Annotated in this window: 17 protein-coding genes; 16 read left to right on the top strand and 1 reads right to left on the bottom strand. The window is 70.6% G+C overall.

The genetic code is table 11. The annotated features are described in order from the left end of the window. Positions 1-78: 78 nt before the first annotated feature. Together rplA and M6B22_RS09035 are read left to right on the top strand one after the other, a co-directional pair. On the top strand, positions 79-795 hold the full coding sequence (gene rplA, locus M6B22_RS09040; RefSeq protein ID WP_269445437.1) for a 50S ribosomal protein L1: 717 nt from the start codon (positions 79-81) through the stop codon (positions 793-795). Beyond that, positions 792-2,906, top strand: coding sequence for a hypothetical protein (locus M6B22_RS09035; protein WP_269445436.1), 2,115 nt, complete (start codon positions 792-794; stop codon positions 2,904-2,906). Before rplA ends, M6B22_RS09035 begins: the two co-directional genes overlap by 4 nt. Positions 2,907-2,933: 27 nt before the next feature. On the opposite strand, the gene M6B22_RS09030 is transcribed toward M6B22_RS09035, so the two are convergent. Next, the gene (locus tag M6B22_RS09030; protein ID WP_269445435.1) at positions 2,934-3,803 is read right to left on the bottom strand and encodes a T3SS effector HopA1 family protein; all 870 of its coding nucleotides are present in this window, start codon (positions 3,801-3,803) and stop codon (positions 2,934-2,936) included. 185 nt (positions 3,804-3,988) lie between these two features. Here M6B22_RS09030 and M6B22_RS09025 point away from each other — a divergent pair, with 185 nt between their 5' ends. From M6B22_RS09025 to M6B22_RS08960, 14 genes are all read left to right on the top strand, one after another. Further along, positions 3,989-5,548 (top strand): S8 family peptidase, encoded by a 1,560-nt coding sequence (locus M6B22_RS09025; protein WP_269445434.1) that lies wholly within the window; start codon positions 3,989-3,991, stop codon positions 5,546-5,548. Beyond that, positions 5,545-6,132 carry an RNA polymerase sigma factor gene (locus M6B22_RS09020; protein ID WP_269445433.1) on the top strand — a complete coding sequence of 196 codons (588 nt, stop codon included), beginning with the start codon at positions 5,545-5,547 and terminating at the stop codon, positions 6,130-6,132. Before M6B22_RS09025 ends, M6B22_RS09020 begins: the two co-directional genes overlap by 4 nt. Then, the gene (locus M6B22_RS09015) at positions 6,132-6,632 is read left to right on the top strand and encodes a hypothetical protein (protein WP_269445432.1); all 501 of its coding nucleotides are present in this window, start codon (positions 6,132-6,134) and stop codon (positions 6,630-6,632) included. Before M6B22_RS09020 ends, M6B22_RS09015 begins: the two co-directional genes overlap by 1 nt. A gap of 13 nt (positions 6,633-6,645) precedes the next feature. After that, positions 6,646-9,180 (top strand): CHAT domain-containing protein, encoded by a 2,535-nt coding sequence (locus M6B22_RS09010; protein WP_269445431.1) that lies wholly within the window; start codon positions 6,646-6,648, stop codon positions 9,178-9,180. 197 nt (positions 9,181-9,377) lie between these two features. Further along, positions 9,378-9,980, top strand: a complete 603-nt coding sequence (gene rplJ / locus M6B22_RS09005; RefSeq protein ID WP_269445430.1) for a 50S ribosomal protein L10 — start codon at positions 9,378-9,380, stop codon at positions 9,978-9,980. A gap of 46 nt (positions 9,981-10,026) precedes the next feature. Then, positions 10,027-10,416: a 50S ribosomal protein L7/L12 gene (rplL, locus tag M6B22_RS09000; RefSeq protein WP_269445429.1), complete on the top strand. Its 390-nt coding sequence runs from the start codon at positions 10,027-10,029 to the stop codon at positions 10,414-10,416. A 211-nt stretch (positions 10,417-10,627) separates the two neighbouring features. Further along, positions 10,628-11,734 carry an ABC transporter ATP-binding protein gene (locus M6B22_RS08995; RefSeq protein ID WP_269445428.1) on the top strand — a complete coding sequence of 369 codons (1,107 nt, stop codon included), beginning with the start codon at positions 10,628-10,630 and terminating at the stop codon, positions 11,732-11,734. After that, a complete protein-coding gene (locus M6B22_RS08990; protein ID WP_269445427.1) occupies positions 11,734-12,510 on the top strand; it encodes an MlaE family ABC transporter permease in 777 nt (258 codons plus the stop codon). The genes M6B22_RS08995 and M6B22_RS08990 overlap by 1 nt, the downstream gene beginning before the upstream one ends. Next, positions 12,510-13,355, top strand: a complete 846-nt coding sequence (locus M6B22_RS08985; protein WP_269445426.1) for an MlaE family ABC transporter permease — start codon at positions 12,510-12,512, stop codon at positions 13,353-13,355. The genes M6B22_RS08990 and M6B22_RS08985 overlap by 1 nt, the downstream gene beginning before the upstream one ends. Continuing rightward, positions 13,352-14,698, top strand: a complete 1,347-nt coding sequence (locus tag M6B22_RS08980; RefSeq protein ID WP_269445425.1) for an MCE family protein — start codon at positions 13,352-13,354, stop codon at positions 14,696-14,698. The genes M6B22_RS08985 and M6B22_RS08980 overlap by 4 nt, the downstream gene beginning before the upstream one ends. Positions 14,699-14,753: 55 nt before the next feature. After that, entirely contained in the window at positions 14,754-15,785 is a 1,032-nt protein-coding gene (locus tag M6B22_RS08975) for an MCE family protein (RefSeq protein ID WP_269445424.1), read from the top strand. Further along, a complete protein-coding gene (locus M6B22_RS08970; RefSeq protein ID WP_269445423.1) occupies positions 15,782-16,831 on the top strand; it encodes an MCE family protein in 1,050 nt (349 codons plus the stop codon). Before M6B22_RS08975 ends, M6B22_RS08970 begins: the two co-directional genes overlap by 4 nt. Next, positions 16,828-18,024 carry an MCE family protein gene (locus tag M6B22_RS08965; protein WP_269445422.1) on the top strand — a complete coding sequence of 399 codons (1,197 nt, stop codon included), beginning with the start codon at positions 16,828-16,830 and terminating at the stop codon, positions 18,022-18,024. Before M6B22_RS08970 ends, M6B22_RS08965 begins: the two co-directional genes overlap by 4 nt. Further along, positions 18,024-19,187: an MCE family protein gene (locus tag M6B22_RS08960; RefSeq protein ID WP_269445421.1), complete on the top strand. Its 1,164-nt coding sequence runs from the start codon at positions 18,024-18,026 to the stop codon at positions 19,185-19,187. The genes M6B22_RS08965 and M6B22_RS08960 overlap by 1 nt, the downstream gene beginning before the upstream one ends.

Genomic DNA, 19,187 nt, shown 5'->3' with positions numbered 1-19,187 from the left:
GCCACTCAACGAGAACAGATGACGTGGGAGGGCCGCGAAGGTCGCGGTCCGCTGAACCACTAGAGAAAGAAGAGAACCATGCAGCGCAGCAAGGCTTACCGCAAGGCCGCCGAACTCATCGAGGCCGACAAGATCTACAGCCCGCTCGAGGCGGCGACCATCGCCAAGCAGGCCTCGCCCACCAAGTTCGACGGCACCGTCGAGGTCGCGATGCGGCTCGGGGTCGACCCGCGCAAGGCCGACCAGATGGTCCGCGGCACGGTCAGCCTGCCGCACGGCACCGGCAAGACCGCGCGCGTCATCGTGTTCGCGACCGGCGACAAGGCCGAGGAGGCCCGCGCCGCGGGAGCGGACAAGGTCGGCAGTGACGACCTGATCCAGGAGATCACCGACGGGTACCTGGACTTCGACGCAGCGATCGCCACGCCGGACCAGATGGCCAAGGTCGGCCGGATCGCCCGGGTGCTCGGCCCGCGCGGCTTGATGCCGAACCCGAAGACGGGCACGGTGACCCCGGACGTCGCGAAGGCGATCACCGACATCAAGGGCGGCAAGATCAACTTCCGGGTGGACAAGCAGTCCAACCTGCACCTGATCATCGGCAAGTCCTCCTTCAGCGTCGAGCAGTTGGTCGAGAACTACGCGGCCGCGCTGGACGAGGTGCTGCGCGCCAAGCCGTCGTCGTCGAAGGGCAAGTACCTGAAGAAGGTCACCTTCACCACGACGATGGGCCCGGGTATCCCGGTCGACGCCAACCGCACCCGCAACCTGCTCGAGGACACCGCGCAGGCATGATCCGATCGCGCAGGAACGGCCCGGCAACCCTGCCGGGCCGTTTCGCATTGATCAGCCTGAGCACCGCCGCGGTGCTCGCTGTGTCCGGCGCGGTCGTGGTGCTCGCACCGCCGCCGGCGGCCGCGGCCACCACCAGCGCGGGCAGTTATGTCCCGGTCCACGCCGCGCGGGTCGTGGACACCCGATCCGGGCGCGGCGGCCACCACGGCGTGTTGCGCGCCCATCGGACGATGATCACCCGGATCGGCGGGCGCGCGCACGTCCCGGCCAGGGGAGTGGCGGCGGTCGCGGTCACGCTGACCGTGCTGTCCCCGACCCGGTCCGGATCGCTCGTCGCGGGGGCGCGCGGCACGCGGCGTCCGGCGACCGTCAACGTCGGCTTCACCCGCAACACCGCGGCGTCTGACCTCGCCGTCGTGCCGGTATCGCGCACCGGCTGGATCGACCTGTACAACAACTCGCGCGGCACGGTGCAGGTCGTCGCCGACGTGACTGGGTACTACACCGCGGGCAGCGCCGGCCAGCCGGGCAGCTACCGACCGCTACGCGCGAGCCGGGTGGTCGACACCCGCACCGGACGGCTGGCAAACGGCAAGGGACCGCTGCCTGCCGGCCGCTCGATGAGCCCGCGCATCGCCGGCCACGCCGGCGTGCCGACGTCCGCGGGCGCGGTCGTGGTCACCATCAGCGTGATGTCGCCGACCCGGACCGGCCGGCTGCTCGCCTACCCGTGGCACGGCGCGCGACCATCGGACGGGGCAGTGCAGTTCGCCGCCCGCACGCCGCTCACCTCGACGCTCGCGGTCGTCCCGTTGAACGGCGGCCGGATCACCCTGACCAACGCCTCGCGTGGCTCGCTCTACGTGGCGGTCGATGTGAGCGGGTACCTGCGCTCCGGTGTGCCGACGACGTCCGGGGCGCTCGTCCCGCTGGCGACGCAGCGCATCCTGGACACCCGTTCCGGGATTGCGGGCAACCGCAAGGGCGCCCTGCGCGCCGGGCGGTCCGCCTCGGTGCACGTCGGCGGCAAGGCGGGCGTTCCGGTCAACGCCGTCGCCGCCGTGCTCAGCGTCGCCGCGCTCTCGCCGCGTGCCGCGGGCGTCCTGGTCGTCTGGACCGCGGGCACCCGCCGCCCGCACACGACGAACGTGCAGTTCGCGGCCGGACACACCACCTCGAACACCGTGATCGTGCCGCTGTCCTCCGGAGGCCGGGTCGACGTCTACAACGGATCGCGGCGCGCGGTGAACGTCACCGCCGCGGTCACCGGCTACATCCTGGCCAGATCGATCCACCCGCCCGCGGCGTCGGTCGGGCGGTACGTGCGCAATCTGACGGGCGCGGCGAGCGACACCACGATCATGCACGCCGAGGGCGCGGCCGACGCGGCGTCGGGCAGCCGGCTGGTGCTGCTGCACATCGGCGCCCAGCTCAACGACAAGTCCGGTGTGTTGCTCTCGGCCACGGACCGCACGCTGAGCTACGCCCAGCTGACCGCCGCGCTCAACGGCTACCTCGCCGGTCTCGGCGCCCGGTCCGGCGTGACGGTGGCCATCGCGACGAACAACGACGCGAACGACTGGGCGACCTACCCGGCGAGCGCCCGCGGCGCGGACTGGGCGAACAAGGTGGTCGACACGCTGACGCCCCGTGCGGGCGTGCGCGTCGTCGGAGCGAGCGACATCGAGCCGGACTTCTACAGCACGCAGGCGCAGGCCCAGCAGTGGGAGGCCGCCTACCTCGCCGCGGCCACCACCAAGGAGCTGATCTTCGCCGGGTCGGCCGACGGCTGCCCGACGCGGTTCGGCGCCACCGGCGGCACCTGCAACTGGGGCTGGACCGAGGCGCAGCTGAACACGCTGGCCGGCGGGCGCGACTCACGCATCCAGGCCCTGCCGCAGATCTACACCTCGGCGCAAGCGGCGCAGTGGGCGAACATCTACGCCACCGGCGGCCACCGGATCGTGTTCGCGGGCGCGCTCACCGAGCACGCGGCCGTCCCGGGGCAGCTGACACCGCAGCAGGGCTGGGCGCGGCTCTACCTGGCGTTGCGCTCGGTGCAGTCCGGCGCGCGGCTGCCCGCCGTCGTGGACCTGCGCATCGACGCCTGACGGCGCCGGCATTCGGCCGCGCGCGCCTCAGCGATGGGGCGCGGAGGGGTCCACTCCGTGCGTCGCGAACACCTCGGCGATGGCCGACAGCGGTTCCTGGTGTGCCCGCGGCAGGCCGAGGGCGAGCGAGATCAGGTGGCAGCGGTGCTCGCCGAACGTCATGCCGTTGCCCGGATCGCTCGCGACGGCAACACCCGGCGCGAGCGGTAGGCACAGCGGCGGACGTGCCTCGGCGAGCAGCCCGGTGACGTCCGCGATCAGGTCGCCGGCACAACCGAGCTCGGGCAGGTGCAGCACGGCATGGCCGGCGCGTAGCAACTGGCGCGGATCGGTCGGGCAGGCAAGCAGCCAGGGCAGTTGCGTCCCGCGCAGCGCCGCGGTGACCGTGGCCACGAAGGTGGCGAGCTGCTGCGGCTGCGGCGTGAACAGCACCCGCACGCTCTGCTCGCGGCTGCGCAGCGGCCGCCAGGCCGGCCCCCAAGTGCGCCACCAGCCGTCCCGTCCGACCACGTCGGCGCGATCGACCACGGCAACGCCGTTCACCTCGCGCCGGGTGCCGCTCCCGGCGTGTGCCCGGCGGTACAGCCCGGCGAGCGGGCCGAGGACGGGCGGCCGCACGGCCGCGTGGACGGTCGGCGCGGCGAACCAGTCCCGGTAGAGCGCGAGCGCGCCGACCGAACCCGCGCGCGCGGCGACGGCGACAGCGTCGAGAAGTTGTGGCCGGGCCCAGCCGGGCCAAGGACCGGTGGGGGCGGCCGCTTTCCTCCGGAACTGTCCGGATCCCCCTTGCGACTCGCCGCCCCCACCGGTTCCATCGCCCTCGCCCTGTCCCACCCACACGGCGACGGCGGCCCCGCCGTCGACGCGGTCCGGTCCATGGAACCCCCCGTTGCCCATGTCCCCACCTCCGTCGACGTTGTGAGGCAGGAGCGGGCGGCGGCCACGCTGATACACCGGTATCAGAATCCGTCCCGGTCACCTCCTGTCCGGTTGATCGCAGGGTGTGGTGGTGTGCCGTGGGGAGCCCTAGACTGCCCGCACCGCACGAACGTGTCAGGGCCACGGACGACGGGAGTCAATCCATGACGGATCCGGACGAGCGGCGCAATCCGCCCTTCGAGCGCGACCCGAGCCTGCAGGTTCCGCCGGCACTTCTGGGCCGGTACAACGCTCGTGTGCTCGACCCGAGCACCGCCGTCCAGGTCCCGGGCCAGCCGCAGGCGATGCCGACCGTCTACCTCGCCGACCGCCTGCTCGTGCACGGGGTAGCGGACACGGCCGCGCGCGACGCGCTCACCGAGGCGGCGGCGCAGCACGGCTTGGCGTTGCAGCCGCCGCTGCTGCACGAGGAACGATCGCGGCAGCGCGCCGAGTTGGCGCGGCGCGCCGGGGTCGACGGTCCCAGCGTCCATGACAGCATCGCCGTGAATCTCGTACCGACCGGTACCGGCCCGGTCGAGGCGCCGGACGCCTGGCGGGTGCTGCAGACCTATCGCGGGAACGTCGGCCGTGCGGGCGCCGCGGGACGTCAGGTCGCCCTCGACCACCTGATCAGCGCGACCCGGCACACACAGGGCAGCCCGTTCCCGCCGCGCGCTTCGGCGGCACCGATGCCGATGGATTCGTACGGCACGCCGGGGTTCGGCGGCCGCGGACCGGTGCAGTGGATGGGCGCGCGGCCGCACCGCAGCGCCGAGTTCTCCGGCCGACGGCCGGTGGTCGCGGTGCTGGACACCGGGGTCGGCAAGCACCCGTGGTTCGACGCCGTGCCCGGGCTGATCACCCGCGACCCGCACTGCGGGGGCGCGGCCATCGGCTTCCAGGACGCCGCGACCGATCCCGAGGCCACCGGCGTGATCACCGATCCGCTCGAGGGCGTGCTGGACTCCGACTCCGGCCACGGCACCTTCATCGCCGGCCTGATCCACCAGATGTGCCCGGACGCGAACATCCTGTCCGCCCGGGTGATGCCCAGCGACGGCGCGGTGCCCGAGCATGTGCTGCTCGACGCGCTGAACCTGCTCGCGCTGCGCCAGCAGTTGGCGCAGCAGGAGGGGCGCGAAGACGAGATCATCGACATCCTCTCGCTCTCGCTCGGCTACTACCACGAGCAGCCCGAGGACGTGACCTTCGATCCGCTGCTGCTGCACCCGTTGCGGGCGCTCGCGCAGACCGGCGTGATCATCGTCGCCGCGGCGGGCAACGATGCGACGACGCGGCCGATGTTCCCGGCAGCCTTCACCACGTTCCCCGGCGCGCTCGGCCAGGACCGTGCACCGATCGTCAGCGTCGGTGCGCGGAACCCGGACGGCACGATCGCGCTGTTCAGCAACGGTGGCGACTGGGTCACCTGCTTCCGGCCCGGCGCCGGCCTGGTCAGCACGTTCCCGGTGACGTTCGACGGTTCCGGGCAGCCGCCGTTCCGCGTCGAGGCCGCGGACGGGACGCGGGCCGCTTACGACCCGGACAACTTCAGTTGCGGTTTCGGCACGTGGAGCGGCACGTCGTTCGCCGCGCCGATCCTCGCCGGTGAGATCGCCGCCGCGATGGCCGGGACGAGTTGCCTGCCGGTCGATGCCGCGGCAATGATCAAACGCAGTTGGGATGCCGCCGGTCTGACGTTGAACCTGGAGCCCCGATGATCGACGTACAGCCTGTACCTGAGACGCTCGCGGCCCGCGCCGCGAACCTGTTCTCGGCCTACCGTGCCGGGGACGAGGCGAAGCTGAGCGAACTCGTGGCGCTCCTGACTCCGATCCTCTGGCACACCGTCAGGGCGCAGCGTGTCGAGCGCGACATCGCCGAGGACGTGCTGCAGACCACCTGGCTCGCCCTCGTGCGCGGCGCGGACTCGATCGCCGACCCGCAGGCGGTGCTCAAGTGGCTGATCGTGAGCGCGCGCCGCGAGTCGTGGCGGGTGGTCAAGCGAGATGCGCGAGTCGAGCCGCGCGAGATCGAGGACGACGAACTCGCCACGCCGGTGGTCGACCTGCCCGAAGAGGTCGTCGTTCGCAGTGACGGCGATGCGCGGCTGTGGCAGCACATCGCACGGCTGCCCGAACGATGCCGCGCGTTGCTGCGGGTCATCGCGTTCGCGGACCGTCCCGACTACGCCGCTGTCGCCGAATCGCTCGGCATGCCGATCGGCAGCATCGGCCCGACCCGCGGGCGATGCCTCGCGAAGCTGCGACTGCAACTGGCCAACGATCCCGAGTGGGTGAACTGATGAGTCCCGCACCGCGGCAGTCCGATCTTGCCGACGCTCCGCTCGACGACGACGACGACCGCGTCCTCGCGCGGGTGGCCGCGCTGTACGAGCAGATCGACCCGCCGCCGACCGGGCTGGTCGAGCGGATCGAGTTCGCCCTCACGCTGGATGCGCTGCACGCCGAGGTGGCCGAACTGCAGCGGACCGCCGAGTTCACCGGCGTCCGGTCGGCCGAGGCCACCGAGGCGCGAACCGTCACCTTCGCCAGCTCCGGCCTGACCGTGATGATCACGATCACGCCGGCCTCCGCGGATTCCGTGCGGCTGGACGGGTGGGCGGCCCCGGGCGGCGAGGCCGCGGTCGAGCTACGGACCGAGAGCCAGACGCTGCGCACCGACGCCGACGCGGACGGCCGATTCGTGTTCGATCAGGTGCCGCGCGGCATGGCGCGGCTGCTGCTCACTCCGTCGGACAGCACCGCGCTGTCGCCGGTGGTCACGCCGTCGATCGAGCTGTGAGGTCGTACGCCCGGTGCGGCAGGTCGAACCGCTCGAACGCGCCCGGGAGCTGAATCAGCGGGCACGGGACGCCATGAACGGTGGGCGGCCGCGCCAGGCCGAGGCACTGCTGCTCAAGGCGCAGGCGCTCCTCGGGGACGGCGCGGACGCTGACGCCGCCTACGTGCGAGCCCGAGTGATGATCACTCTCGCCAGTGCGGAGTTCGAGCTGTACGGCTTGGACGGCGCGCTCGGACGGCTGAGCGAGGCCGAGACCGCGCCCCCGCCGGCCGTGCGTTCACGGCTGCTCGCCCCGCTGCACAACCAGCGCGGGGTACTGCTGCTTCGCGCCGGTCGGCTCCGCGACGCCGTCGCCGAATTCGACCTGGCTCTGGCTGCCCCGGGTCCGATCGACATCGACAAGTGCGGTGCGCTGCTCAACCGTTCGGTCGCACATATGGATCTCGCCGCGCTCGACGCGGCGGCGGCCGATCTGCGCGCCTGCGCGCGCGGGGCCGAGCGCTCCGGTCTCACCGTGATCGCGGTCAAGGCGACGCACAACCTAGGCTTTCTCGAATTCCTCCGCGGCAACCTGCCCGTCGCGCTCGACCTGATGGATCGCGCGCGCGAGCTCGATCCCACGGTGAGTCCGGGAATCGCCTTGCTCGGCAAGGCCGAGGTGCTCACCGAGGCCGGCCTGCTGCAGGACGCCGACGACGCGCTGGCACGCGCCGCCGCGATCTTCTCGCGGGCCCGGATCGCCCAGGACCTGGGCGAGGCGGAGCTGGAGCGTGCGCGGTGTGCCCTCGCCCTCGGCGATGTCGTCGTCGCGCGAGCCCTGGCCGCGCGTGCGCGCGACCGATTCCGTCGGCGCGGCAACGAACGCTGGCGCCGCAGCGCCGAGCTGGTGCTCCTGATGAGCGACCTCGCGGCCGGCAGACCGGGCAAGCGCCTCGCCGGCCCGGCCCTTCGGCTGCGGCGCGAGTTCGAGAGCGCCGGGACGCCGCTGCCTGCCCGGACCGCGGCACTGATCGCGGCCGAGGCGCATCTGAGTGCCGGTCAGGTTGCCGAGGCAACCGCGGTACTGCACGGGACGCCCCGGCCGGGCAGGAACGACCCGATCACCGCGCGTCTGCACGATCGCTACGTGCGCGCCCGGCTGAGCTCGTCCCGCGGCCGGGTCGCCGAGGCCCGCCGCACGGCCGGCAGGGGACTCGCCGAACTCGCCGCGCACCAGGCCAGCTTCGGCAGCACCGACGCAAGCACCGCTGCGGCCGTCCTGGGCCGGCGGCTGGCCGAGTTGGACGTCGCGCTGGCCGGGGCCACGGGCAAGGCCGCGGTGCTGTTCGCCGCGGCCGAGCGAACGCGCGCCGTCACGAACAGGTTGCCCGCCGTCGTCCCACCCGCGGACCCCCAGGCGGCCCGGCTGCTCGCAGAGCTGCGGCAGACCATCGACGCGCAGCGGTACGCAACGGCAGATCCCGCGGCGCTGCGCAGCCGCCGCCGGGAACTCGAGCGCGCGATCAAGGAACGTGGCTGGACCCGGACCGGAGCCGGACAGGCCGGTGCGCCCGCGGGCATCGAGCAGGTCAGTGCTGCGCTCGAGCACGGAGTCCTGGTGCAGTTCGTCCAGGTGGGCGCGGCACTGCACGCCGTCACTGTCGATCGACGTTCGGCCCGGATGCAGGTGCTCGGCGCGGCCGAGACCGTGACCGAACTGGTGCGCCGGGCGCGCGCCGACCTGGACGTGGCGGCCCAGCCGCGACTGCCCGCGCCGATGCGGGCCGCGGTCCTCGGCTCCTTCCGGCGCACCGCCGAGCGGCTGGACGCCGAGCTGGTCGCGCCGCTCGCCGTCGGTGCCGGCCCGGTCGTCGTGGTCGGGACCGGCGTCCTGGGGCAACTGCCGTGGGGCCTGCTGCCGTCGCTGCGGGGAGTCCCGGTCGTGGTCGCGCCGTCGGCGACGGCGTGGCTGCGGGCGGCCGAGTCCCGTGCGCGCCGCCGCCGCTTCGCCGCTACCGCGCTGTCCGGGCCCGACCTGCAACGCGCTCACGACGAGGCGAAGCAGGTCGCCGACATCTGGGACGCGGCGGTCCCGCAGCCGACGTGCTCGGCCGCGCTGGACGCGATGGCGCGCAGCACGCTCCTGCACGTCGCGGCACACGGCGTGCACCAGACCGAGAACCCGCTGTTCTCGTCGGTGCGTCTCGCCGACGGCCCGCTGTTCGCCTACGAACTCGACCGAACCGCCCGCACGCCGGAGCACGTGGTGCTGTCGGCATGTGAGCTGGGGCTGGCCACCGTCCGCCCCGGGGACGAGGCCCTCGGGCTGACCTCGGTACTGCTGCGCCTGGGCACTCGGAGCGTGGTGGCGGGCGTCGCCCGGGTCGGGGACGAACTGGCCGAGCAGGCGATGATCGACTACCACCGGCGGCTCGTTGCTGGCGCGGACTCCGCGTCCGCGCTGGCCGGCGCTGTCGCGTCGGTCGAGGACCCGGTGCCGTTCGTCTGCTTCGGCTCGTCGTGGCGGGCGCCCGGATTTGGAGCGGCGCGACGCCGTCGCGTACCGTAGGCACCGATCCAACCGAAGACCGCTGGTCGTCGCGTGCGCACACGCGACCGAACGCCTCCGCAAGCGCCGGAGCGGCCCGCGCAGGATGGACGGTTCGGCTCCAGATCATGCCGCCCCGTGCGCCCTGCGCCGGGGCGTTTCTCGTCTGTGGTGGTGCCGGGACGGCCGGCTCGAGACCACAGGAGAGGAGGAAGCACATGCCGAATGCAGACAAGCTCAGCGCGGTCGCCGAGATCACCGAGCAGTTCACCAACTCGTCCGCGGCGGTCATCACCGAGTACCGCGGGCTGACCGTCAAGCAGGTGACCCAACTGCGTCGCGCCCTGGGCAAGGACACCACCTACGCGGTCGTGAAGAACACCCTGACCAAGCGCGCCGCGGCCGACGCCGGGCTGACGATCGACGACAGCCTGTTCACCGGCCCGACCGCGATCGCGTTCGTGGGCGGTGACCCGGTCGAGGCGGCGAAGGGGCTGCGCGACTTCGCCAAGACGAACCCGATGCTCGTCATCAAGGCGGGCGTGCTCGACGGCAAGCTGCTCAGCGCCGCCGAGATGGCCAAGATCGCCGACCTCGAATCGCGCGAGGTACTGCTGTCCAAGCTGGCCGGGGCGCTCAAGGCGCTGCCGACGCGCGCAGCCGGCCTGTTCCAGGCACCGCTGTCGCAGATGGCCCGCCTGGCCAAGGCCTTGGAGGAGAAGAAGCCTGCCGAGGCGGCAGCCGATCCCGCCGAGGCGGCAGCCGAGGCCGAGGTTCCCACCGAGGCTGCACCCGAAGTTCCCGCCGAGCCGGCGGAGTAAGTAACCCAACCGCCGGCTGATCCGGCACATCAGAAAGGACGCCACCATGGCGAAGCTCAGCACCGACGAGCTGCTCGAGTCCTTCAAGGAGATGACCCTCCTGGAGCTCAGCGAGTTCGTGAAGCAGTTCGAAGAGACCTTCGACGTCACCGCCGCCGCGCCCGTCGCGGTTGCCGCGGTCGCCGGCCCGGGCGGGGCCGCCCCGGCCGAGGCCGCTGAGGAGAAGGACGAGTTCGACGTCATTCTCGAGTCGGCCGGCGAGAAGAAGATCCAGGTCATCAAGGAGGTGCGCACCCTCACCAGCCTGGGCCTGAAGGAGGCCAAGGACCTGGTCGACGGCGCGCCGAAGCCGCTGCTGGAGAAGGTCAACAAGGAGGCCGCCGACAAGGCGAAGGAGGCCCTCGAGGCCGCCGGCGCGACGGTCACCGTCAAGTAGTTCAGCAGTCCCCTCAGTCCGCACAGCGGGGCGGTCCACCTTCGGGTGGGCCGCCCCGCGTGCCTTTTCGCGGCATTCACGTCCGAGCCGCCCTCCTGTGCGACGCTGGGCGGCGGTGTGCGTTACCAACGGGTAGCGAACTCGTTAAGTGGGGTAGGTCGCTGCACAACTGCCGGGTTGCGCGGCGGACGACGGCTGGAAGGGGCCTCACGTGGGCGTCGAGGTTGCGGTCACCGACCTGACCAAGTCCTTCGGCAAGCAGCGCATCTGGGGCGACGTCACGCTGACCCTGCCGCCGGGCGAGGTCTCGGTGCTGCTCGGCCCGTCCGGCACCGGCAAGTCGGTGTTCCTCAAGTCGCTGATCGGGTTGTTGAAGCCGGACAAGGGCTCGATCGTCATCCGCGACGTCGACATCGCCCACTGCTCCGAGCGCCGGCTGTACGAGACCCGCAAGCTGTTCGGGGTGCTGTTCCAGGACGGCGCGCTGTTCGGCTCGATGAACCTGTTCGACAACGTCGCCTTCCCGCTGCGCGAGCACACCCGCAAGTCGGAGAAGCAGATCGCCGGCATCGTCGCCGAGAAGCTGGAGATGGTCGGCCTCACCGGGACCGAGAAGAAGCTGCCGGGGGAGATCTCAGGAGGCATGCGCAAGCGGGCCGGGCTGGCCCGCGCGCTCGTCCTCGAGCCGGAGATCATCCTGGTGGACGAGCCGGACTCCGGCCTCGACCCGGTGCGCACCACCTACATCAGCCAGCTATTCATGGACCTGAACGCGGTCACCGACGCGACCTTCCTAATCGTCACCCACAACATCAACCTGGCCCGTACCGTGCCGGACAACCTGGGCATGCTCTTTCGCCGCGAGCTGGTCATGTTCGGCCCGCGCGAGGTGCTGCTCACCAGCGAGGAACCGGTGGTCAAGCAGTTCCTGAACGGCTCGATGAAGGGCCCGATCGGGATGAGCGAGGAGAAGGACTCGGCCACCATGGCCGCCGAGCAGGCCATGTTCGCGGCCGGTCACAACGCCGGGGGCGTGGACGACGTCACCGGCATCCCGCCGCAGATGCAGCCCTCGCCCGGCCTGCCCGAGCGCAGGGCGGTCGGCCGGCGGCAGCAGCGGGTGCTGGACATGCTGCACACGCTGCCCGCGCAGGCGCAGGTGGCGATCCGCGACCTGCTGGACCAGGAGGAACGCGAGCAGTCCCAGGCTCGCGACGCGGCCCGGGGGGCGAGTCACCCGTCGTGGGTCCACGACACCGTGTCCGACCCGGTTCACGATTCGGGGCAGACCGATTCGGTGCCCGCGGAGCAGGGCTGATGGTCGCCCTCTCGCCGGTCGGGGGCGTGCGTCAGGCGGGCCGCCTGTTCGCCCTGTTCCTGGACGTGTTCCGGCTGACGTTCCGCCGGCCGTTCCAGTTCCGCGAGTTCATCCAGCAGGCCTGGTTCGTCGCCAGCGTGACGATCGTGCCCACCGCCCTGGTCGCGATCCCGTTCGGCGCGGTCATCGCGCTGCAACTGGGCAGCCTGGCGCGGCAGATCGGCGCGCAGTCGTTCATCGGTGCCGCCAGCGTGCTCGCCATCGTGCGCGAGGCGAGCCCGATCGTGTGCGCCCTGCTGATCGCCGGCGCCGGCGGGTCGGCGATCTGTGCCGACCTCGGCAGCCGCAAGATCCGCGACGAGATCGACGCGATGGAGGTGCTCGGCATCTCCCCGGTGCAGCGCCTGGTCGTGCCACGGGTGCTCGCCTGCACCCTGGTTGCCGTCGCGCTCAACGGGTTGGTGTGCGTCGTCGGCACCGCGGGTGGCTACTTCTTCAACGTCGTGCTGCAGGGCGGCACGCCGGGCGCCTACCTGGCCAGCTTCTCGGCGCTGGCGCAGTTGCCCGACCTGTACGCCGGCGAGCTGAAGGCGTTCATCTTCGGCATCATCGCCGCGGTCGTCGCGTCCTACAAGGGACTCAACGCCGGTGGCGGCCCGAAGGGCGTCGGTGACGCGGTCAACCAGTCCGTCGTCATCACCTTCCTGCTGCTGTTCTTCGTCAACTTCGTCATCACCGCCGTGTACTTCCAGATCGTTCCGGCGAAGGGCTCGTGATGGCCGGCACCGACGTCCTCGCTTCCGCGCGCCGGGTGGTGCGGGCTCCAGTGAGCCTGCTGGACCAGCTGGGCGCGCAGATGTCCTTCTACCTGCGCGCGCTGGCCTGGACGCCGCGCACGATCCGCAGGTACAAGAAGGAGGTCTTGCGGCTGCTGTCCGAAGTGGTGTTCGGCAGCGGCTCGCTTGCGGTCATCGGCGGCACGGTCGGCGTCATCGCGGCGATGAGCTTCTTCACCGGCACCGAGGTCGGGCTGCAGGGCTTCGCCGCGCTCGACCAGCTCGGCATCGCCTCCTACTCCGGCTTCATCTCGGCCTTCTTCAACACCCGCGAGATCGCCCCGCTCGTCGCCGGACTCGCGTTGTCGGCAACGGTCGGCTGCGGCTTCACCGCCCAGCTCGGCGCGATGCGGATCTCCGAGGAGATCGACGCGCTCGAGGTGATGGCGGTGCCCAGCCTGCCGTTCCTGGTGACCACCCGGATCGTCGCCGGGTTCATCGCGGTCATCCCGCTGTACGTGATCGGGCTGCTGTCCAGCTACTTCGCCACCTACGTGATCCTGGTCTACTACTTCGACCAGTCCGCCGGCACGTACTCGCACTACTTCCACCTGTTCCTGCCGCCGGGCGACGTCGTGTGGTCCTTCTTCAAGGTGCTCGTCTTCTCGGTCGTGATCGTGCTGACGCACTGCTACTTCGGTTACACCGCGAAGGGCGGCCCGGCCGGCGTCGGCGTCGCCGTGGGACGCGCGGTGCGCACCGCGATCGCCGCGGTCACGCTCGTCGACTTCTTCCTCTCCCTCGCCATCTGGGGTTCCACCACCAGCGTCCGGTTGGCCGGGTGACGGCGGTGGCGAAGGAGGCGGTGACGGCGATCCTGCGGCGGCGGGCTCTGGGCCTGCTGTACATCGTCGTGGTCATCGCTCTGGTGGCGCTGTCGATCGCCTTCTACAACAAGACGTTCACCAGCGTCGTCACCGTGACGCTCAAGACCGACCACACCGGCAACCAACTGGTCGAGGAGTCGGACGTCAAGGAGCGGGGCATCATCGTCGGCTACGTCAAGAGCGTGCACGTCGACTCCGGATCCGGCGCCTGCGTGCGCGAGACGTTGACCTGCGTGAGTGTCACGCTGGCGCTGGACCCCGGCCGGGTGAAGCTGATCCCGAAGAACGTGTCGGCGCAGATCCTGCCCAAGACACTGTTCGGCGAGCAGTACGTCTCGCTCACCATCCCGCCACAACCGGGCCCGGCGATCGAGGACGGCGACGAGATCAGCCAGGACCGCTCGCAGGGCGCGCTGGAGACCGAGAAGGTGCTCGGCGACCTGCTGCCACTGCTGCAGGCCGTCAAGCCGGCCGAACTGAACGCCACGTTGACCGCGCTCGCCACGGCACTGCAGGGGCGCGGCGAGAAGCTCGGCCAGACGCTGGTCGGCCTGGACAACTACCTCAAGGCGTTCAACCCGCACACCAAGGCCATGGTCGATGACCTGAAGAAGCTCGGCCAGGTCGCGCTCGAGTACAACGGCGTGGTCCCCGACATCGCGGCGACACTGCAGAACCTGCAGACGTCGGCGAAGACGGTGATCGAGAACAAGCAACGGCTCGACGACCTGCTGACGTCGGTAACCGGAACGTCCACGATCATCACCAGCTTCCTCGCCGACAACGAGCAGAACCTGATCCGGCTCGTCGGAACGACCGACAAGGTCTACGGCCTGCTCGCCGAGTACTCGCCCGAGTACACCTGCCTGCTGGCCGGGCTGAACACGCTCGCCGACCGGGCGGACGCCTCGATCCAGAACCACCAGTTCCAGTTGAGCGCGCAGCTGGACTTCACGAGCATGGGCAAGTACAAGCCGGGCGAGCAACCACGACTGGTGACCGGGTACGGCCCGAGCTGCATGGGACTGCCGCACCCGGCAGTGCCGTTCAGGACGCCGGCGAAGTACCAGTGCATGAACGACGGCGCCGCGCTGACCGATGCGCCGTGCGGGCAGACCAAGACCAGTTCGCAGTCGCAGCGGGCGTTGAACTCACAGGAGGCATTGGGCTCGCCGGCGGAGAACGCGCTGGTCGACTCGCTGGTCGCCGGCACGCTCGGCACCACGCCCGATCATGTCCCGGACATCGCCACGGCCCTCGCCGCGCCGCTGCTGCGCGGCCAGACGGTGGACATCTCATGAACATCCCACAAAACTGCTCCGCAAAGAGCGCTCCGCACTTTTGCGGGGGCCCCAAATGAGGGGCCTGCTGTCACCGCTGATCAAGCTGGTGATCTTCCTGATCGTGACCGCGTTCGCCACGTACGTCCTGGGCGCGACCATCGCCAACAGCAGCTTCGGGTCGACGAACTCCTACAAGGCGATCTTCTCCGACGCCTCGGGCGTGACCGTCGGCGACGACGTGCGCATCGCCGGGGTCCGGGTCGGCTCGGTCAGCGGCATCAAGGTCGTCGACCACGACAAGGCGCAGCTCACCTTCTCGGTGCAGAAGTCGCGGCCGTTGCCGACGTCGGTCGAGGCGACCTTGCGCTACCGCAACCTAGTCGGCCAGCGCTACCTCGACATCGCGCAGGGGCCCGGAGACAGCAACGCGACGCTCAAGCCGAACGCGGTCATCCCGGAGAGTCAGACCCACCCCGCTGTAGACCTGACCGTGCTGTTCGCCGGCTTCCAGCCGCTGTTCCAGGGTCTGGCCGCCGACCAGATCAACCAGCTGTCCGGCGAGATCATCTCGGCGCTGCAGGGTGAGGGCGGCAGCCTGGAGCTGCTCCTGAGCACCCTGGGCGACCTGACCAACAGCCTGGCCGACAAGGACAAGGTGATCGGGGACGTCGTCACCAACCTCGGCTCGGTGCTCACCACGGTCGGCAGCCGCGATGCGGAACTGTCGAACCTGATCGTGCAACTGCAGGGGTTCGTGTCCGGGCTGGCCCAGGACCGCACCACGATCGGTAACGCGATCAACGGAATCAACGACCTGGCCACCTCAACGGCCGGGCTGCTCACCAAGGCGCGCGGCCCATTGGCGAAGGACATCACCGAACTGACCGGCCTCGTCGGCAACCTGAACCAGGGCAGCGGGACGGTGCAGACCTTCCTGCAGGATCTGCCCCCGACGGTGGCCGGCCTGATCCGCACGGCCAGCTACGGGTCCTGGCTCAACTTCTACCTGTGCTCGATCACCGGCGCGATCACGCTGCCCGGCGGCGCCAAGAGCCTGGACCTCGGGCTGGTGCCGACGACGACGGCTGCGAGGTGCAACTCGTGAGCGAGCCCCGGACGCCGCCGGCCGCCGAGTCGGAGCCGGTCAAGACCCGCCGCACCAACATCGGCGGCAAGCCGTTCAGCGCGCGCAACCCCACGCCGATCGGCGCCATCGGCCTGGTGCTCATCCTGGTGATCCTGTGGGCCGCGTTCAATGCCAGCAAGCTGCCGCTGATCGGCGGCGGCACCTCGTACAGTGCGTACTTCTCCGAAGCCGCGGGGCTGCGCTCCGGTGACGAGGTGCGGGTCGCCGGCGTGAAGGTGGGTGAGGTCGACGAGGTCGCCCTGGCCGGCAACAAGGTCAAGGTCACCTTCCGGGTCAAGAGCGCCTTCATCGGTGACCGGAGCACCGCGGCTATCAAGCTGAAGACGCTGCTCGGTGCGAAGTACCTGTCCGTCGATTCGACGGGCACCGCGAAACAGCGGCCCGGTGCGACCATCCCGCTGTCCCGCACGACCTCGCCGTTCGACGTGTACCCCGCCTTCACCGAGCTGACCCACACCGTGCAGGACATCGACACCGGCGCGCTCGCGAAGGCTTTCGGGGTGCTGTCCGACGACTTCAAGGGCACCCCGGCCTCGGTGCAGAACGTGCTCAGCGGAATGACCCGGCTGTCCAACACCATCGCCTCGCGGGACGCGCAGCTGCGCAACCTGCTGCAGAAGGCCAACGAGGTCACCGGCGTGCTCGCCTCCCGCGACGCCGACCTGCAGAAACTGATCTCGGACGGTGGCCTGCTGCTGGACGAGCTGAACAACCGGCGGGCCGCGATCCACTCGCTGCTGGTGAACACCACGACGCTGTCGACCCAGCTGCAGGGTCTGGTCGCGGACAACCAGAAGACGCTCGGCCCGCTGCTGGACCAGCTGCACGGCCTGCTGACCCTGCTGCAGAAGAACCAGGACAGCCTCGACCGCGGCCTGGCGCTGCTCGGCCCGTTCTACCGGGTCTTCAACAACACCCTGGGCAACGGACGCTGGTTCGACAACTACATCCAGAACTTCAGCGCCGGCGGCGTCGTCGGGCTGCTCGTCGGGGGCGGCTCATGATCGCCAGGCTGTCCGCGAACCTGACCAGGGTCGTGGTCGGGGTAGTCGTCGTCGCGGTCGCGCTCGGCGTCGGGCTGTACGTGCTGCTCGGCGGTCGCGGGACCCGCTCGGTCACCGCGCACTTCGCGTCCGCGGTCGGCGTGTATCCCGGCACTCCGGTCGAGATCCTGGGCGTGAAGGTCGGCAAGGTCGACAACGTCACTCCGCAGGGTGCCTCGGTCGCGGTCAAGTTGGAGTACGACAGCAAGTACGACGTCCCCGCCGATGCGGTCGCGGTGATCATCGCGAACTCCCTGGTCAGCGATCGCTACGTCCAGCTGGCGCCGGCGTACAACGGCGGTCCGAAGCTCGCCTCCGGCGCCACGATCCCGCTGTCCCGCACCGCCTCGCCCGCCGAGCTGGACGACATCTACGCCGCACTGGACAAGCTCTCGACCGCGCTCGGCCCGAACGGCGCGAACTCCGACGGTGCGCTGGACACGTTCGTCAAGGTCGCGGCCGCCAACCTGCAGGGCAACGGCGCCGCGCTCGGCCAGAGCATCACCGCGCTGTCGCAGGCGGCCAAGACCCTCTCCGACGGTCGGGAGGACCTGTTCGGCACGGTGAAGAACCTGCAGGCGTTCACCCAGGCGCTCGCCGCGAGCGACACCCAGGTCCGGCACTTCGAGGAGCAGTTGGCACAGGTCGCCGGCGATCTGGCGAACGAGCGCGCCGACCTGGGAGCCGCGCTGCACAATCTCGGCAACGCCCTGGACTCGGTCGCCACGTTCGTCCACGACAACGCCGCCAAGGTGCACACCGATCTGAGCGGGCTCAAGGACATCACCGGGGTCCTGATCAAGCAGAAGGCGTCGATCAACGAGACGCTGGCGGTCGGGCCGATCGCGCTCGCGAACCTGGTGCACGCGTACCAGGACGACCTCGGCGTCGTCGGCACCCGGAGCAATCTCGCCTCCATCACCGACCCCGGCCAGATCTGCCTGCTGCTGAACGCCGGCGGCCTGCTCGCGCCGGTCGGCAACCTGCTCGGGCCGCTGACCGGCGAGATCGCCAAGACCTGCCAGCAGGTGATCGCCAAGCTTCCCGGCGGCGGCTCGCTGCCGTCCGGCGTGGATCCGGCCGCGCTGCAGGCGCTGATCCAGCAGTTGCTCGACGGCGGCCTCGGCGGCCTGATCCCGGTAGGTGGTGGCTGATGGCGCGCCGTGGGATCGTCCTCGCCGGGGTCGCCGGCCTCGCCGCAGCAGCCGTGACGCTGTCCGGCTGCGGGTTCTCCGGGCTGTACAGCGCGGACCTGCCCGGCGGCGCCGACCTGGGCGCGCATCCGTACCACGTCACCGTCTACTTCCGCGACGTACTGGACCTCGTGCCGCAGTCGGCGGTCAAGGTCAACGACGTCGCCGTCGGCAAGGTGGAGTCGATCCGGCTCAGTGCGGCCGAGGACGGCAGCCGGAGCGGGGATCCGGCCACCAACGGCTGGACGGCCCGGGTGACGCTGCTGGTCAACCGCGACGTCCAGCTTCCGGCGAACGCGCGCGCCGAGGTGAAGATGACCTCGCTGCTGGGGGAGAAGTACGTCGCCCTGCAGCAGCCGACCGACAAGCCCGCCGCGACCGAGCTGAAGAACGGTTCGGTCATCCCGATCGATCACACCGGCAGCGCGCCGGAGGTCGAGGAGGTGCTCGGGGCGCTCTCGCTGCTGCTCAACGGCGGCGGCCTGCAGCAGATCCGGATCATCACCACCGAGCTGAACAAGGCGCTCAAGGGCAACGAGGGCGCCGTCCGTGACCTGCTGGGTCAGCTGAACACGTTCGTCGGCACCCTGGATCGCCAGAAGAACGACATCGTCGACGCACTGGAGGCGCTGGACCGGCTCGCCGTCAGCCTCAACGCGCAGAAGCGCACCATCGTGAACGCCCTGGACACCTTCCCGCAGGCGCTGCAGATCCTCAAGGACGAGCGCGGCCAGCTGGTCACGATGCTCTCCAGCCTGGCCAACCTGGGTGACGTCGCGACCCGGGTGATCACCGGAACCGAGCAGAACTTCGTCTCCTCGCTGAACAGTCTCACCCCGGTGCTGCACGAGCTCGCCGCGGCCGGCCAGAACCTGCCCAGGGCGATGAAGGTGGCGCTCAGCTTCCCGTTCCCGGTCGGCAAGACCACCGAAATGATCCGCGGCGACTACGCCAACTTGCACCTGTATCTCGACTTCAACCTCACGAACGAGCTGTGCGGGCTGAACAAGAAGCTGTGCAACCTGGTGCCCGCCGGGGCCGGCGACGTAGCCGCGACGCCGCTGACGACGGACTCGTCCGGGGCAAGTTCGCTGCAGCCCGCGCTGATCGGAGTGGGCAGGTGA

The sequence above is a fragment of the Jatrophihabitans cynanchi genome (assembly GCF_027247405.1).
GTDB lineage: Bacteria > Actinomycetota > Actinomycetes > Mycobacteriales > Jatrophihabitantaceae > Jatrophihabitans_B > Jatrophihabitans_B cynanchi.
The sequence above is the reverse complement of the archived record's forward strand: the minus strand, read 5'-3'. Positions and strand labels throughout refer to the sequence as shown.

Coding starts and splice junctions, on each gene's coding strand:
- M6B22_RS09035 (WP_269445436.1), top strand. CDS start 792: ATGATCCGATCGCGCAGGAACGGCCCGGCAACCCTGCCGGGCCGTTTC.
- M6B22_RS09025 (WP_269445434.1), top strand. CDS start 3,989: ATGACGGATCCGGACGAGCGGCGCAATCCGCCCTTCGAGCGCGACCCG.
- M6B22_RS08985 (WP_269445426.1), top strand. CDS start 12,510: ATGGCCGGCACCGACGTCCTCGCTTCCGCGCGCCGGGTGGTGCGGGCT.
- rplJ (WP_269445430.1), top strand. CDS start 9,378: ATGCCGAATGCAGACAAGCTCAGCGCGGTCGCCGAGATCACCGAGCAG.
- M6B22_RS09020 (WP_269445433.1), top strand. CDS start 5,545: ATGATCGACGTACAGCCTGTACCTGAGACGCTCGCGGCCCGCGCCGCG.
- rplL (WP_269445429.1), top strand. CDS start 10,027: ATGGCGAAGCTCAGCACCGACGAGCTGCTCGAGTCCTTCAAGGAGATG.
- M6B22_RS08975 (WP_269445424.1), top strand. CDS start 14,754: ATGAGGGGCCTGCTGTCACCGCTGATCAAGCTGGTGATCTTCCTGATC.
- M6B22_RS09030 (WP_269445435.1), bottom strand. CDS start 3,803: ATGGGCAACGGGGGGTTCCATGGACCGGACCGCGTCGACGGCGGGGCC.
- rplA (WP_269445437.1), top strand. CDS start 79: ATGCAGCGCAGCAAGGCTTACCGCAAGGCCGCCGAACTCATCGAGGCC.
- M6B22_RS08990 (WP_269445427.1), top strand. CDS start 11,734: ATGGTCGCCCTCTCGCCGGTCGGGGGCGTGCGTCAGGCGGGCCGCCTG.
- M6B22_RS08965 (WP_269445422.1), top strand. CDS start 16,828: ATGATCGCCAGGCTGTCCGCGAACCTGACCAGGGTCGTGGTCGGGGTA.
- M6B22_RS09015 (WP_269445432.1), top strand. CDS start 6,132: ATGAGTCCCGCACCGCGGCAGTCCGATCTTGCCGACGCTCCGCTCGAC.
- M6B22_RS08960 (WP_269445421.1), top strand. CDS start 18,024: ATGGCGCGCCGTGGGATCGTCCTCGCCGGGGTCGCCGGCCTCGCCGCA.